The sequence below is a fragment of the Enterobacter cloacae complex sp. Mu1197 genome, from assembly GCF_040059225.1.
Lineage (GTDB): Bacteria > Pseudomonadota > Gammaproteobacteria > Enterobacterales > Enterobacteriaceae > Enterobacter > Enterobacter quasiroggenkampii.
Genome location: NZ_CP157375.1, coordinates 238,506 through 254,784 on the forward strand (window position 1 = coordinate 238,506; position 16,279 = coordinate 254,784).

Here is a 16,279-nt window from a genome sequence, read left to right on the forward strand (position 1 = left end):
TGCAAAAATGACCGAACTGAAGAACGATCGTTATCTGCGTGCGCTGCTGCGACAGCCCGTTGATGTCACCCCGGTGTGGATGATGCGCCAGGCGGGACGCTATCTGCCAGAATACAAAGCCACGCGCGCGCAGGCGGGCGATTTTATGTCGCTGTGCAAAAACGCCGAGCTGGCCTGTGAAGTGACGCTCCAGCCGCTGCGCCGCTTCCAGCTGGATGCGGCGATCCTCTTCTCGGATATTCTGACCATTCCGGATGCCATGGGCCTGGGCCTGTACTTTGAAACGGGTGAAGGCCCGCGTTTCACCTCTCCGATTAAAAGCAAAGCCGACGTGGACAAGCTGCCGATCCCCGATCCGGAAGGTGAACTGGGCTACGTGATGAACGCCGTGCGCACCATTCGTCGCGAGCTGAAAGGCGAAGTGCCGCTGATTGGCTTCTCCGGCAGCCCGTGGACGCTGGCGACCTATATGGTGGAAGGGGGCAGCAGTAAAGCCTTCACCCTGATTAAAAAGATGATGTACGCCGAGCCGCTGGCCCTGCATGCGCTGCTCGACAAGCTGGCGAAGAGCGTCACGCTCTATCTGAACGCGCAGATTAAGGCAGGTGCACAGTCGGTGATGATTTTCGACACCTGGGGCGGCGTGCTGACCGGCCGCGATTATCAGCAGTTCTCCCTGTACTACATGCATAAAATCGTCGACGGCCTGCTGCGTGAAAACGAAGGTCGCCGCGTGCCGGTGACGCTGTTCACCAAAGGTGGCGGCCAGTGGCTGGAAGCCATGGCGGCAACCGGCTGCGACGCGCTGGGTCTCGACTGGACCACCGATATCGCCGATGCCCGCCGCCGCGTGGGTGACAAAGTGGCGCTGCAGGGAAACATGGATCCCTCCATGCTCTATGCTCAGCCTGCCCGCATTGAAGAAGAAGTGTCGACTATACTGTCTGGTTTCGGCCAGGGGGAAGGCCACGTCTTTAACCTCGGCCACGGTATTCATCAGGATGTACCGCCAGAGCACGCAGGCGTATTTGTGGAGGCGGTGCATCGGCTTTCTGCCCAGTATCACAAGTAAGGAGTCGTTATGGATCTCGCGTCGCTACGCGCTCAACAAATCGAACTGGCCTCATCGGTGATCCGCGAGGATCGTCTGGATAAGGATCCTCCGCAGTACATTGGCGGAGCAGACGTCGGGTTCGAGCAGGGTGGGGACGTGACGCGAGCGGCGATGGTGGTACTGAAGTACCCTTCGCTCGAGCTGGTGGAGTACAAGGTCGCGCGGATTGCCACCACCATGCCCTATATTCCCGGCTTTCTCTCCTTTCGCGAATATCCCGCGCTGCTGGCAGCGTGGGAGCAGCTCTCGCAAAAACCTGACCTGCTGTTTGTCGATGGGCACGGGATCTCACACCCGCGCCGCTTAGGCGTTGCCAGCCACTTTGGGCTGCTGGTGGATGTGCCGACCATTGGCGTTGCCAAGAAACGCCTGTGCGGCGCGTTTGAGCCACTCTCCGCCGAGCCGGGTGCGCTGGCGCCGCTCATCCATAAGGGCGAGCAGCTGGCGTGGGTCTGGCGCAGCAAGGCGCGCTGTAATCCGCTGTTCATCGCCACCGGCCATCGGGTAAGCATGGACAGTGCTCTGGCGTGGGTACAGCGCTGCATGAAGGGCTACCGCTTACCGGAGCCGACGCGCTGGGCTGACGCGGTGGCCTCTTCGCGTCCGGCTTTTGTTCGTTGGCAGGAAATTCAGCGATGATTCAGGTAAACTGCGCCTAATTTTCGATTCGAGAGATCATCATGCTACAAAACCCGATTCACCTGCGCCTTGAAAAGCTGGAAAGCTGGCAGCACGTCACCTTTATGGCTTGCCTGTGCGAGCGCATGTATCCCAACTATGCCGCGTTCTGCAAGCAGACGGGCTTTGGTGATGGCCATATCTACCGCCGCATTCTGGATCTGATCTGGGAAACGCTGACGGTGAAAGACGCGAAGGTGAATTTCGACTCTCAGCTCGAAAAGCTCGAAGAGGCGATTCCGGTGGCGGATGATTTTGACCTGTACGGCGTCTACCCGGCAATTGATGCCTGTGTGGCGTTAAGCGAATTGCTCCACTCCCGCCTGAGCGGTGAGACGCTGGAGCACGCTATCGAAGTCAGTAAGGCCTCTATCACTACCGTGGCGATGCTGGAAATGACCCAGGAAGGTCGCGAAATGACCGACGAAGAGCTGCGCGCGAACCCGGCCGTTGAGCAAGAATGGGATATCCAGTGGGAAATTTTCCGCCTGCTGGCAGAGTGTGAAGAACGCGATATTGAACTGATAAAAGGGCTGCGTGCGGACTTACGTGAGGCCGGTGAGAGTAATATTGGTATAATTTTTAACCAATGAGATAAGAAAACTTGAGATAACGCCCGTTTTGTCGCTCCTCGACTCTTCCCTTTCGCCCCTTGTCTGGTCTACATTTGGGGGGCGAAAAAAAGTGGCTATCGGTGCGTGTATGCAGGAGAGTGCTTTTTTGGCATTTTCGTCGCACTCGATGCTTAGCAAGCGATAAACACATTGAAAGGATAACTTATGAACAAGACTCAACTGATTGATGTAATTGCGGACAAGGCTGATCTGTCTAAAGTGCAGGCTAAAGCTGCTCTGGAATCTACCCTGGCTGCTATTACTGAGTCTCTGAAAGAAGGCGATGCTGTACAACTGGTTGGTTTCGGTACCTTCAAAGTGAACCACCGCGCTGAGCGTACTGGCCGCAACCCGCAGACCGGTAAAGAAATCAAAATCGCCGCAGCGAACGTGCCGGCATTTGTTTCTGGTAAAGCACTGAAAGACGCAGTTAAGTAAGACGCGTGGCAGTGAACAGTTTTAGCGAAGGGGCGGCAACGCCCCTTTTGTCTTTCTGGCGCGGAACGCTCGCGCTGGCAGGCATGCTGCTGCTGTCAGCCTGTAGCCACGACACCGCTTTGCCGCCGTTTACCGCCAGCGGCTACGCGGACAACCAGGGCGCGGTCAGGATCTGGCGTAAAGATTCCGGCGGCGAAGTGCATCTGCTATCTGCCTTCAGCCCGTGGCATAGCGGCAATACGTCGACGGCGGAGTATCGCTGGCAGGGAGATGACCTGTCGCTGATTGAGCTGAACGTCTACAGCAAGACCCCCGAACACGTGAAAGTGCGTTTTGACGACCATGGCGAGCTGAGCTTTATGCAGCGCGAAGTCAGCGGTCAAAAACAGCAGCTTTCCAGCGATCAAATCGCCCTCTACCGTTACCGTGCCGAACAAATCCGCCAGACCAGCGATGCGCTTCGTCTGGGACGCGTCGTGCTGCGCCAGGGGCGCTGGCATAATGACGGGACGGTGACGACCTGCGAAGGGCAAACGGTCAAGCCTGAGCTCGAGTCCTGGGCGACCGAACACATTCAACGCCGTCAGCGTCATTCATCAATGGAAGTGAGTGTGGCGTGGCTTGAGGCGCCGGAAGGTTCTCAATTGCTATTGGTGGCGAACGAAGACTTCTGCACCTGGCAGCCGACAGAGAAGAGTTTCTGAGTTCTGTGGATTAAGCCGGATGGCGCTGACGCTTATCCGGCCTACGAACGATCCCCTCTCCCCATGGGAGAGGGTTAGGGTGAGGGCGAGGAGGAATTACTCCCCCTGCTCGCGCGCAATCGCGCGATAGCCGATATCCTGACGGCTAAAGCTACCGTTCCAGTGAATATCCGCCATCAGCGCATAGGCGCGCTTCTGCGCTTCTGCCACGGTATGGCCCAGCGCGGTTGCACACAGCACGCGGCCACCGTTGGTCAGAACGCGATCGTCCTCAGCCAGCTTCGTACCGGCGTGGAACACCTTCGCACCTTCCCTCTCTTCCAGCGGCAGACCGTGGATTTCATCTCCGGTGCTGTAGTTGCCCGGATAACCACCCGCAGCAATCACCACGCCGAGAGACGCACGCTCGTCCCACTCGGAGGTTTTTTCGTCCAGCTTGCCATCGCAGGCTGCCAGGCACAGATCCACCAGATCGGATTTCATGCGCAGCATGATGGGCTGCGTTTCCGGATCGCCAAAGCGGCAGTTGAATTCGATGACCTTAGGGTTACCCTGCTTGTCGATCATCAGACCTGCGTAAAGGAAACCGGTGTAGGTATTCCCTTCTGCTGCCATTCCCTTCACGGTAGGCCAGATGATGCGATCCATGGTGCGCTGGTGGACGTCGTCAGTCACGACCGGAGCAGGGGAGTAAGCGCCCATCCCGCCAGTGTTAGGACCCGTGTCGCCATTACCCACACGCTTGTGATCCTGGCTGGTGGCCATCGGCAGAACGTGCTCGCCGTCGACCATGACGATAAAGCTCGCCTCTTCACCGTCGAGGAACTCTTCAATCACGATGCGGTGGCCCGCATCGCCAAAGGCGTTACCTGCCAGCATGTCCTGAACCGCGGCTTCGGCTTCGTCGAGCGTCATCGCGACGATCACGCCTTTACCGGCGGCCAGACCGTCGGCCTTGATAACAATCGGCGCGCCCTTCTCACGTAAGTAGGCCAGAGCAGGCTCCACTTCAGTGAAATTCTGATATTCCGCCGTCGGGATGTTATGACGCGCGAGGAAATCTTTGGTGAAGGCTTTGGAGCCTTCCAGCTGCGCGGCGCCTTCCGTTGGGCCGAAGATTTTCAGGCCCGCTGCGCGGAACGCATCCACCACGCCAATCACCAGCGGCGCTTCCGGGCCGACGATGGTCAGGTCGATTTTCTCGCTCTGGGCAAAACTGAGCAGCGCCGGAATGTCGGTCACGCCGATAGCCACGTTCTGCAGCGCGGGTTCCAGTGCGGTACCGGCGTTGCCCGGTGCCACGAAGACCGTTTTCACCAGCGGAGACTGCGCCGCTTTCCACGCCAGCGCGTGCTCGCGTCCGCCGTTACCAATCACTAATACTTTCATTTTCAGCTCCGGGAATTAATGGCGGAAGTGGCGCATGTCGGTGAAGATCATCGCGATGCCGTGTTCGTCGGCAGCGGCAATCACTTCGTCGTCGCGGATTGAACCGCCAGGCTGGATCACGCAGGTGATGCCGACAGCGGCTGCGGCGTCGATACCGTCACGGAACGGGAAGAAGGCGTCAGAGGCCATGGCGGAGCCTTTGACTTCCAGACCTTCGTCACCTGCTTTAATACCCGCGATTTTCGCAGAGTAAACGCGGCTCATCTGGCCTGCGCCTATCCCGATGGTCATGTTCTCTTTCGCGTAGACGATGGCGTTGGATTTCACGAACTTCGCCACTTTCCAGCAGAACAGCGCGTCACGCAGTTCCTGTTCGGTCGGCTGACGTTTGGTCACCACGCGCAGGTCGGCTTCTGTCACCATACCCAGATCGCGATCCTGAACCAGCAGACCGCCGTTTACGCGTTTGAAGTCCAGGCCCGGCACGCGTTCTGCCCACTGGCCGCAAACCAGCACGCGCACGTTCTGTTTTGCCGCGGTGATTTTCAGCGCTTCTTCGGAGGCCGATGGCGCGATGATCACTTCGACAAACTGGCGGGAGATGATGGCCTGTGCGGTTTCCGCATCCAGCTCGCGGTTGAAAGCAATGATGCCACCGAACGCGGAGGTTGGGTCAGTTTTGTACGCGCGATCGTAAGCTTCCAGAATCGACGTGCTTACCGCCACGCCGCATGGGTTGGCGTGCTTGACGATAACGCAGGCTGGCTCGCTGAACTCTTTCACGCATTCCAGCGCCGCGTCGGTGTCGGCAATGTTGTTATAGGAGAGGGCTTTGCCCTGCACCTGCTGAGCGGTGGCAACAGAGGCTTCTTTTACCTCTTCTTCTATATAGAAAGCCGCCTGCTGGTGGCTGTTCTCACCGTAACGCATATCCTGCTTCTTAATGAAGTTCAGGTTCAGGGTGCGCGGGAAGCGGCCGGAAGGATCTTTGCTTTCACCGTGGTAAGCCGGTACCAGGCTACCGAAGTAGTTGGCGATCATGCTGTCGTACGCCGCGGTGTGTTCGAAGGCTTTGATGGCGAGGTCGAAACGCGTTTCCAGGGTCAGCGACCCTTCGTTGGCGTCCATCTCATTAATAATGGTGGTGTAATCGCTGCTCTTTACCACGATGGCGACATCTTTATGGTTCTTGGCCGCAGAGCGCACCATGGTCGGGCCGCCGATATCAATGTTCTCTACAGCATCTTCCAGAGAGCAGCCTTCGCGGGCAACGGTCTGGGCAAACGGGTAGAGGTTAACGACAACCATGTCGATCGGTGCGATGTCATGCTGTTCCATAATGGCGTCGTCCTGACCGCGACGGCCAAGAATACCGCCGTGGACTTTTGGATGCAGGGTTTTGACGCGTCCATCCATCATTTCCGGGAAACCGGTGTAATCGGACACTTCGGTTACCGGCAGACCTTTATCTGCTAACAGGCGAGCGGTACCGCCTGTGGAAAGCAGCTCCACACCGCGTGCGGAAAGTGCCTGAGCGAATTCGACGATACCGGCTTTATCAGAAACACTGAGCAGAGCGCGGCGGACTGGACGACGTTGTTGCATGGTAAATCCCCTGGATTTCACGATTACAGAGAGCGTTAGATGAATTTTCCTGTGAAAAACTCATCTAACACACCTGACGAGGCATCCTTGTTAAGCGCGAGCATTTTAACGAAAACGTTTGCGCAACGCTCGCACATTTTCACTTTTTCGTATCATTGTGGATAAGTCTGTGTGTAAAAAGGTATAAGGCGGGGGTTTGCTGGGGAATGCAGCAGTCAGTCATTTTTTTGCAACTTTTCGGTTGCGGTCGTTCGGGAACTCCCTATAATGCGCCTCCATCGACACGGCGGATGTGAATCACTTCACACAACAAGCGGTTCGGTTGAAGAGAAAAAATCCTGAAACAACGGGTTGACTCTGAAAGAGGAAAGCGTAATATACGCCACCTCGCAACGGTGAGCGAAAGCCGCGTTGCACTGCTCTTTAACAATTTATCAGACAATCTGTGTGGGCACTCAAAGTGGCATGGATTCTTAATGTCTTCGGACAATAAATGAATACCAAGTCTCTGAGTGAACATACGTAATTCATTACGAAGTTTAATTCACGAGCATCAAACTTAAATTGAAGAGTTTGATCATGGCTCAGATTGAACGCTGGCGGCAGGCCTAACACATGCAAGTCGAGCGGCAGCGGAAAGTAGCTTGCTACTTTGCCGGCGAGCGGCGGACGGGTGAGTAATGTCTGGGAAACTGCCTGATGGAGGGGGATAACTACTGGAAACGGTAGCTAATACCGCATAACGTCGCAAGACCAAAGAGGGGGACCTTCGGGCCTCTTGCCATCAGATGTGCCCAGATGGGATTAGCTAGTAGGTGGGGTAACGGCTCACCTAGGCGACGATCCCTAGCTGGTCTGAGAGGATGACCAGCCACACTGGAACTGAGACACGGTCCAGACTCCTACGGGAGGCAGCAGTGGGGAATATTGCACAATGGGCGCAAGCCTGATGCAGCCATGCCGCGTGTATGAAGAAGGCCTTCGGGTTGTAAAGTACTTTCAGCGGGGAGGAAGGTGTTGAGGTTAATAACCTCAGCAATTGACGTTACCCGCAGAAGAAGCACCGGCTAACTCCGTGCCAGCAGCCGCGGTAATACGGAGGGTGCAAGCGTTAATCGGAATTACTGGGCGTAAAGCGCACGCAGGCGGTCTGTCAAGTCGGATGTGAAATCCCCGGGCTCAACCTGGGAACTGCATTCGAAACTGGCAGGCTAGAGTCTTGTAGAGGGGGGTAGAATTCCAGGTGTAGCGGTGAAATGCGTAGAGATCTGGAGGAATACCGGTGGCGAAGGCGGCCCCCTGGACAAAGACTGACGCTCAGGTGCGAAAGCGTGGGGAGCAAACAGGATTAGATACCCTGGTAGTCCACGCCGTAAACGATGTCGACTTGGAGGTTGTGCCCTTGAGGCGTGGCTTCCGGAGCTAACGCGTTAAGTCGACCGCCTGGGGAGTACGGCCGCAAGGTTAAAACTCAAATGAATTGACGGGGGCCCGCACAAGCGGTGGAGCATGTGGTTTAATTCGATGCAACGCGAAGAACCTTACCTACTCTTGACATCCAGAGAACTTTCCAGAGATGGATTGGTGCCTTCGGGAACTCTGAGACAGGTGCTGCATGGCTGTCGTCAGCTCGTGTTGTGAAATGTTGGGTTAAGTCCCGCAACGAGCGCAACCCTTATCCTTTGTTGCCAGCGGTTAGGCCGGGAACTCAAAGGAGACTGCCAGTGATAAACTGGAGGAAGGTGGGGATGACGTCAAGTCATCATGGCCCTTACGAGTAGGGCTACACACGTGCTACAATGGCGCATACAAAGAGAAGCGACCTCGCGAGAGCAAGCGGACCTCATAAAGTGCGTCGTAGTCCGGATTGGAGTCTGCAACTCGACTCCATGAAGTCGGAATCGCTAGTAATCGTAGATCAGAATGCTACGGTGAATACGTTCCCGGGCCTTGTACACACCGCCCGTCACACCATGGGAGTGGGTTGCAAAAGAAGTAGGTAGCTTAACCTTCGGGAGGGCGCTTACCACTTTGTGATTCATGACTGGGGTGAAGTCGTAACAAGGTAACCGTAGGGGAACCTGCGGTTGGATCACCTCCTTACCTTAAAGAACCTGCCTTTGTAGTGCTCACACAGATTGTCTGATGAATGATGAACTTCTGAATGTACTTTTGAGTGCATTAAGAAGTTTTGCTCTTTAAAAATCTGGATCAAGCTGAAAATTGAAACGACACATCTTTAAGGTGTGTTCGAGTCTCTCAAATTTTCGCAATCAGAAGTGAAACATCTTCGGGTTGTGAGGTTAAGCGACTAAGCGTACACGGTGGATGCCCTGGCAGTCAGAGGCGATGAAGGACGTGCTAATCTGCGAAAAGCGCCGGCGAGGTGATATGAACCTTTGACCCGGCGATGTCCGAATGGGGAAACCCAGTGTGATTCGTCACACTATCGTTAACTGAATACATAGGTTAACGAGGCGAACCGGGGGAACTGAAACATCTAAGTACCCCGAGGAAAAGAAATCAACCGAGATTCCCCCAGTAGCGGCGAGCGAACGGGGAGCAGCCCAGAGTCTGAATCAGCTTGTGTGTTAGTGGAAGCGTCTGGAAAGTCGCACGGTACAGGGTGACAGTCCCGTACACGAAAACACACAGGTTGTGAACTCGAAGAGTAGGGCGGGACACGTGGTATCCTGTCTGAATATGGGGGGACCATCCTCCAAGGCTAAATACTCCTGACTGACCGATAGTGAACCAGTACCGTGAGGGAAAGGCGAAAAGAACCCCGGCGAGGGGAGTGAAAAAGAACCTGAAACCGTGTACGTACAAGCAGTGGGAGCACCCTTGTGGTGTGACTGCGTACCTTTTGTATAATGGGTCAGCGACTTATATTCTGTAGCAAGGTTAACCGTATAGGGGAGCCGAAGGGAAACCGAGTCTTAACTGGGCGTTAAGTTGCAGGGTATAGACCCGAAACCCGGTGATCTAGCCATGGGCAGGTTGAAGGTTGGGTAACACTAACTGGAGGACCGAACCGACTAATGTTGAAAAATTAGCGGATGACTTGTGGCTGGGGGTGAAAGGCCAATCAAACCGGGAGATAGCTGGTTCTCCCCGAAAGCTATTTAGGTAGCGCCTCGTGAACTCATCTTCGGGGGTAGAGCACTGTTTCGGCTAGGGGGCCATCCCGGCTTACCAACCCGATGCAAACTACGAATACCGAAGAATGTTATCACGGGAGACACACGGCGGGTGCTAACGTCCGTCGTGAAGAGGGAAACAACCCAGACCGCCAGCTAAGGTCCCAAAGTCATGGTTAAGTGGGAAACGATGTGGGAAGGCACAGACAGCCAGGATGTTGGCTTAGAAGCAGCCATCATTTAAAGAAAGCGTAATAGCTCACTGGTCGAGTCGGCCTGCGCGGAAGATGTAACGGGGCTAAACCATGCACCGAAGCTGCGGCAGCGACACTATGTGTTGTTGGGTAGGGGAGCGTTCTGTAAGCCGTTGAAGGTGTGCTGTGAGGCATGCTGGAGGTATCAGAAGTGCGAATGCTGACATAAGTAACGATAAAGCGGGTGAAAAGCCCGCTCGCCGGAAGACCAAGGGTTCCTGTCCAACGTTAATCGGGGCAGGGTGAGTCGACCCCTAAGGCGAGGCCGAAAGGCGTAGTCGATGGGAAACAGGTTAATATTCCTGTACTTGGTGTTACTGCGAAGGGGGGACGGAGAAGGCTATGTTAGCCGGGCGACGGTTGTCCCGGTTTAAGCATGTAGGCGGAGGTTCCAGGTAAATCCGGTACCTTTTAACGCTGAGGTGTGATGACGAGGCACTACGGTGCTGAAGTAACAAATGCCCTGCTTCCAGGAAAAGCCTCTAAGCATCAGGTAACATCAAATCGTACCCCAAACCGACACAGGTGGTCAGGTAGAGAATACCAAGGCGCTTGAGAGAACTCGGGTGAAGGAACTAGGCAAAATGGTGCCGTAACTTCGGGAGAAGGCACGCTGATATGTAGGTGAAGCCCCTGCGGGTGGAGCTGAAATCAGTCGAAGATACCAGCTGGCTGCAACTGTTTATTAAAAACACAGCACTGTGCAAACACGAAAGTGGACGTATACGGTGTGACGCCTGCCCGGTGCCGGAAGGTTAATTGATGGGGTTAGCGGCAACGCGAAGCTCTTGATCGAAGCCCCGGTAAACGGCGGCCGTAACTATAACGGTCCTAAGGTAGCGAAATTCCTTGTCGGGTAAGTTCCGACCTGCACGAATGGCGTAATGATGGCCAGGCTGTCTCCACCCGAGACTCAGTGAAATTGAACTCGCTGTGAAGATGCAGTGTACCCGCGGCAAGACGGAAAGACCCCGTGAACCTTTACTATAGCTTGACACTGAACACTGGTCCTTGATGTGTAGGATAGGTGGGAGGCTTTGAAGCGTGGACGCCAGTCTGCGTGGAGCCGTCCTTGAAATACCACCCTTTAATGGCTGGTGTTCTAACGTAGACCCGTAATCCGGGTTGCGGACAGTGTCTGGTGGGTAGTTTGACTGGGGCGGTCTCCTCCCAAAGAGTAACGGAGGAGCACGAAGGTTAGCTAATCCTGGTCGGACATCAGGAGGTTAGTGCAATGGCATAAGCTAGCTTGACTGCGAGAGTGACGGCTCGAGCAGGTGCGAAAGCAGGTCATAGTGATCCGGTGGTTCTGAATGGAAGGGCCATCGCTCAACGGATAAAAGGTACTCCGGGGATAACAGGCTGATACCGCCCAAGAGTTCATATCGACGGCGGTGTTTGGCACCTCGATGTCGGCTCATCACATCCTGGGGCTGAAGTAGGTCCCAAGGGTATGGCTGTTCGCCATTTAAAGTGGTACGCGAGCTGGGTTTAGAACGTCGTGAGACAGTTCGGTCCCTATCTGCCGTGGGCGCTGGAGAATTGAGGGGGGCTGCTCCTAGTACGAGAGGACCGGAGTGGACGCATCACTGGTGTTCGGGTTGTCATGCCAATGGCACTGCCCGGTAGCTAAATGCGGAAAAGATAAGTGCTGAAAGCATCTAAGCACGAAACTTGCCCCGAGATGAGTTCTCCCTGACTCCCTGAGAGTCCTGAAGGAACGTTGAAGACGACGACGTTGATAGGTCGGGTGTGTAAGCGCAGCGATGCGTTGAGCTAACCGATACTAATGAACCGTGAGGCTTAACCTTACAACGCCGAAGCTGTTTTGGCGAAGAGACGAACAATCAAAATTCAGCCTTGATACAGATTAAACAGAATTTGCCTGGCGGCTTTAGCGCGGTGGTCCCACCTGACTCCATGCCGAACTCAGAAGTGAAACGCCGTAGCGCCGATGGTAGTGTGGGGTCTCCCCATGTGAGAGTAGGGAACTGCCAGGCATCAATTAAGAAGAACCCCGTACCGTAAGGTGCGGGGTTTTTTGCTTTTGTTTTCTCCCTCTCCTTGAAACTTTCTCACCTTCTGCTTGCAGACTCGACATTCAAACCATTTCTGGGTATCGTTAGCTGTCTGGATGTCTAAACGTTTATACGTATGCTGTGAGGATACAAAGCTATGCCGATTCGGGTGCAGGACGAGCTACCAGCCGTCAATTTCTTGCGTGAAGAAAATGTCTTTGTGATGACGACTTCACGTGCGACAGGTCAGGAAATTCGCCCGCTGAAGGTGCTTATTCTCAATCTGATGCCCAAAAAGATCGAAACAGAAAACCAGTTCCTGCGTCTGCTGTCGAACTCCCCGCTGCAGGTCGATATTCAACTGCTGCGAATCGACGCCCGTGAGTCACGCAATACACCTTCTGAGCATCTGAACAACTTCTACTGCAACTTCGATGACATTCAGGGTGAAAACTTCGACGGTCTGATTGTGACCGGCGCGCCGCTGGGCCTGGTGGAATTTAACGATGTCGCTTACTGGCCGCAGATCAAACAGGTTCTGGAGTGGGCAAAAGATCACGTCACGTCCACGCTGTTTGTCTGTTGGGCGGTACAAGCCGCACTGAATATTCTCTATGGCATCCCCAAGCAAACCCGCACTGAAAAGCTCTCCGGCGTATACGAACACCATATTCTCCATCCCCATGCGTTGCTGACGCGCGGGTTTGATGATTCTTTCCTGGCTCCGCATTCTCGCTACGCTGACTTCCCGGCCCAGCTGATTCGTGATTACACCGATCTGGAGATTCTGGCCGAAACGGAAGATGGGGACGCTTACCTGTTTGCCAGTAAAGATAAGCGCATTGCCTTTGTGACCGGACATCCTGAGTACGATCCGCACACCCTTGCGTCAGAATATTTCCGTGATGTCGAAGCGGGTCTGAACCCGGATGTCCCGTACAACTATTTCCCGAAAGACGATCCGCAAAACAAACCGAGAGCGACCTGGCGCAGCCACGGGAATTTGCTTTTTACTAACTGGCTCAACTATTACGTCTACCAGATAACACCATACGATCTGCGTCACATGAATCCAACGCTGGAGTAATCGTCTGCACTAAACGATCCTAAAGCGTTTCAGCTATTCAAATCAGGCACCTTCGGGTGCCTTTTTTATTTCCGAAATGCCACTCATCATTCTTTAAAACTTTAATTTCAATAAAATCAATCAATTAATTGCAATTTATAATTAAAATGGAAATTGTTTTTGATTTTAGAAAAAATAGAGATAGTCTTAATTCTGCTGAGCGAAAACTACCCAACGATCTTTCGTTCGCATCGGGAGCGTGATTTTGGATCTTTGATGAGGAGCAGAGTAATGACTCAACAGGCAACGACGGTCGATGAACTGGCCTTTACCCAGCCGTATGGCGAGCAAGAACAGCAAGTTTTGACGGCAGAAGCGGTAGAATTTCTGACTGAACTGGTGACCCGCTTTACGCCGCAGCGCAATAAGCTGCTGGCGGCACGTATTCATCAGCAGCAGGAAATTGATAACGGCAAGTTGCCTGGTTTTATTTCGGAAACCGCTTCCATTCGCCGTGGCGAGTGGAAAATCCGCGGCATCCCTGAAGATTTACAGGATCGTCGCGTTGAGATCACCGGTCCGGTAGAGCGCAAAATGGTGATCAACGCCATGAACGCCAACGTTAAGGTCTTTATGGCCGATTTTGAAGACTCGCTGGCACCGGACTGGCGTAAGGTCATCGATGGACAGATCAACCTGCGCGACGCCGTAAACGGCACCATCAGCTATACCAACGAAGCCGGCAAAATATACCAGCTTAAACCGAACCCGGCGGTACTGATCTGTCGCGTGCGTGGGCTGCACCTGCCGGAAAAACATGTCACCTGGCGTGGTGAAGCCATTCCGGGAAGCCTGTTTGATTTTGCGCTCTATTTCTTCCACAACTACAAAGCCCTGCTGGCGAAGGGCAGCGGCCCGTATTTCTATCTGCCTAAAACGCAGGCCTGGCAGGAAGCGGCCTGGTGGAGCGAAGTCTTCAGCTATGCGGAAGATCGTTTCAACCTGCCGCGCGGCACCATCAAAGCCACCCTGCTGATTGAAACGCTGCCTGCCGTGTTCCAGATGAATGAAATTCTGCACGCTCTGCGTGACCACATTGTCGGCCTGAACTGCGGACGCTGGGACTATATTTTCAGCTACATCAAAACGCTGAAAAATTATCCCGATCGCGTACTGCCGGATCGCCAGGTCGTGACCATGGATAAACCGTTCCTGAGCGCCTACTCGCGTCTGCTGATCAAAACCTGCCACAAGCGCGGTGCCTTCGCGATGGGCGGCATGGCGGCCTTTATCCCGAGCAAAGATGCTGAGCGCAACAATCAGGTGCTCAACAAGGTGAAAGCCGACAAAGAGCTTGAAGCACGTAACGGCCATGACGGGACGTGGATCGCGCATCCGGGTCTGGCCGATACGGCGATGGACGTCTTCAACCGCGTGCTTGGCGACAATAAAAACCAGCTGTTTGTCACGCGTGAAGACGATGCCCCAACGGCTGAAGAACAGCTGCTGGCCCCGTGCGCGGGCGAACGGACGGAAGAGGGGATGCGGGCCAATATCCGCGTTGCGGTGCAGTACATCGAAGCGTGGATCTCCGGCAACGGCTGCGTGCCGATCTACGGCCTGATGGAAGATGCTGCGACGGCGGAGATCTCACGTACCTCTATCTGGCAGTGGATCCACCATCAAAAAACGCTCAGCAACGGCAAGCCGGTGACCAAATCCCTGTTCCGCCAGATGCTGGCCGAAGAGATGCGGGTGATCCAGGACGAGTTGGGCGAACACCGCTTCAGCAGCGGACGCTTTGACGACGCTGCGCGCCTGATGGAGCAAATCACCACATCAGATGACTTAATCGACTTCCTGACCCTGCCGGGCTACCGCTTCCTGGCGTAACTCACCACATAACAATATGGAGCATCTGCACATGAAAACCCGTACCCAACAAATCGAAGAATTAAAGAAAGAGTGGACACAACCTCGCTGGGAAGGCATCCGCCGTCCGTACAGCGCGGAGGACGTGGTGAAATTACGCGGCTCGGTCAATCCGGAATGCACGCTGGCGCAAAATGGCGCGGCAAAAATGTGGAAGCTGCTGCACGGTGGTTCCAAAAAAGGCTACATCAACAGCCTCGGTGCGCTGACCGGCGGTCAGGCCCTGCAGCAGGCGAAGGCCGGTATTGAGGCTATCTACCTCTCCGGCTGGCAGGTGGCGGCGGACGCCAACCTGGCCTCCAGCATGTACCCGGATCAGTCGCTCTATCCGGCTAACTCCGTGCCGTCGGTCGTGGATCGGATCAACAACACCTTCCGTCGAGCGGATCAGATCCAGTGGGCGGCGGGTATCGAACCTAACGATCCGCGCTTTATTGACTATTTCCTGCCGATCGTTGCAGATGCGGAAGCGGGCTTCGGCGGCGTGCTGAACGCCTTTGAGCTGATGAAATCGATGATTGAAGCCGGTGCAGCGGCCGTTCACTTCGAAGATCAGCTGGCGTCAGTGAAGAAGTGCGGACATATGGGCGGTAAGGTGCTCGTTCCGACTCAGGAAGCCGTGCAGAAGCTGGTTGCCGCGCGTCTGGCTGCTGACGTGCTCGGCGTGCCGACGCTGGTCATTGCCCGTACCGATGCCGACGCGGCTGACCTGATCACCTCTGATTGCGATCCGTACGACAGCGAGTTCATCACCGGCGAGCGCACCAGTGAAGGTTTCTATCGTACCCACGCGGGTATCGAGCAGGCGATCAGCCGCGGTCTGGCGTACGCGCCGTACGCGGATCTGGTCTGGTGTGAAACGTCTACGCCGGATCTGGCGCTGGCAAAACGCTTTGCTGATGCCATTCATGCGAAGTACCCGGGCAAACTGCTGGCCTACAACTGCTCGCCGTCCTTCAACTGGCAGAAAAAGCTGGATGACAAAACGATCGCCAGCTTCCAGCAGCAGCTGTCCGACATGGGCTACAAATACCAGTTCATTACTCTGGCAGGCATCCATAGCATGTGGTTCAACATGTTCGATCTGGCGCACGCCTATGCGCAGGGTGAGGGCATGAAGCACTACGTTGAGAAGGTGCAGCAGCCGGAATTTGCGGCGGGCAAAGATGGTTATACCTTCGTCTCTCACCAGCAGGAAGTGGGCACCGGCTACTTTGATAATGTGACCACGATTATTCAGGGCGGCACCTCCTCCGTCACCGCCTTGACGGGTTCAACGGAAGAAGCACAGTTCTAATCTTTTCCCCCTCTCCCCCCTGGGGAGAGG

10 protein-coding genes and 3 rRNA genes are annotated in these 16,279 nt (G+C 55.0%); 11 read left to right on the forward strand and 2 right to left on the reverse strand.

Going from position 1 to position 16,279, the window contains the following annotated elements:
* Positions 1–7 precede the first annotated feature (7 nt).
* The 5 genes from hemE (at position 8) to ABFV38_RS01110 (ending at position 3,548) form a co-directional block, all read left to right on the forward strand.
* The gene (hemE, locus tag ABFV38_RS01090; RefSeq protein WP_348958227.1) at positions 8–1,072 is read left to right on the forward strand and encodes a uroporphyrinogen decarboxylase; all 1,065 of its coding nucleotides are present in this window, start codon (positions 8–10) and stop codon (positions 1,070–1,072) included.
* 9 nt (positions 1,073–1,081) lie between these two features.
* The gene (gene nfi, locus ABFV38_RS01095; protein ID WP_021242964.1) at positions 1,082–1,753 is read left to right on the forward strand and encodes a deoxyribonuclease V; all 672 of its coding nucleotides are present in this window, start codon (positions 1,082–1,084) and stop codon (positions 1,751–1,753) included.
* Between the two features lie 41 nt (positions 1,754–1,794).
* The gene (locus ABFV38_RS01100; protein ID WP_008503468.1) at positions 1,795–2,385 is read left to right on the forward strand and encodes a YjaG family protein; all 591 of its coding nucleotides are present in this window, start codon (positions 1,795–1,797) and stop codon (positions 2,383–2,385) included.
* A gap of 186 nt (positions 2,386–2,571) precedes the next feature.
* Positions 2,572–2,844, forward strand: coding sequence for a nucleoid-associated protein HU-alpha (gene hupA / locus ABFV38_RS01105; protein ID WP_002445246.1), 273 nt, complete (start codon positions 2,572–2,574; stop codon positions 2,842–2,844).
* An 11-nt stretch (positions 2,845–2,855) separates the two neighbouring features.
* Positions 2,856–3,548: a DUF1481 domain-containing protein gene (locus ABFV38_RS01110; RefSeq protein ID WP_045909513.1), complete on the forward strand. Its 693-nt coding sequence runs from the start codon at positions 2,856–2,858 to the stop codon at positions 3,546–3,548.
* A gap of 96 nt (positions 3,549–3,644) precedes the next feature.
* Here ABFV38_RS01110 and purD read toward each other — a convergent pair whose 3' ends face one another.
* Entirely contained in the window at positions 3,645–4,937 is a 1,293-nt protein-coding gene (gene purD / locus ABFV38_RS01115; protein WP_045909512.1) for a phosphoribosylamine--glycine ligase, read from the reverse strand.
* Between the two features lie 15 nt (positions 4,938–4,952).
* Positions 4,953–6,542 carry a bifunctional phosphoribosylaminoimidazolecarboxamide formyltransferase/IMP cyclohydrolase gene (purH, locus tag ABFV38_RS01120; RefSeq protein ID WP_069720473.1) on the reverse strand — a complete coding sequence of 530 codons (1,590 nt, stop codon included), beginning with the start codon at positions 6,540–6,542 and terminating at the stop codon, positions 4,953–4,955.
* Between the two features lie 561 nt (positions 6,543–7,103).
* Between purH and ABFV38_RS01125 the strand changes: the two genes are divergently transcribed.
* From ABFV38_RS01125 to aceA, 6 genes are all read left to right on the forward strand, one after another.
* Positions 7,104–8,645 (forward strand): 16S ribosomal RNA (locus tag ABFV38_RS01125).
* A gap of 198 nt (positions 8,646–8,843) precedes the next feature.
* Positions 8,844–11,747, forward strand: a 23S ribosomal RNA gene (locus tag ABFV38_RS01130).
* A 73-nt stretch (positions 11,748–11,820) separates the two neighbouring features.
* A 5S ribosomal RNA gene (rrf, locus tag ABFV38_RS01135) occupies positions 11,821–11,936 on the forward strand.
* Together the 16S, 23S and 5S rRNA genes form the textbook arrangement of a ribosomal RNA operon.
* Positions 11,937–12,111: 175 nt before the next feature.
* Positions 12,112–13,041 carry a homoserine O-succinyltransferase gene (metA, locus tag ABFV38_RS01140; protein WP_008503405.1) on the forward strand — a complete coding sequence of 310 codons (930 nt, stop codon included), beginning with the start codon at positions 12,112–12,114 and terminating at the stop codon, positions 13,039–13,041.
* Positions 13,042–13,311: 270 nt separating this feature from the next.
* Positions 13,312–14,913, forward strand: coding sequence for a malate synthase A (gene aceB, locus ABFV38_RS01145; RefSeq protein WP_045909135.1), 1,602 nt, complete (start codon positions 13,312–13,314; stop codon positions 14,911–14,913).
* 31 nt (positions 14,914–14,944) lie between these two features.
* Positions 14,945–16,249 carry an isocitrate lyase gene (gene aceA / locus ABFV38_RS01150; protein WP_008503407.1) on the forward strand — a complete coding sequence of 435 codons (1,305 nt, stop codon included), beginning with the start codon at positions 14,945–14,947 and terminating at the stop codon, positions 16,247–16,249.
* Positions 16,250–16,279: the final 30 nt, after the last annotated feature.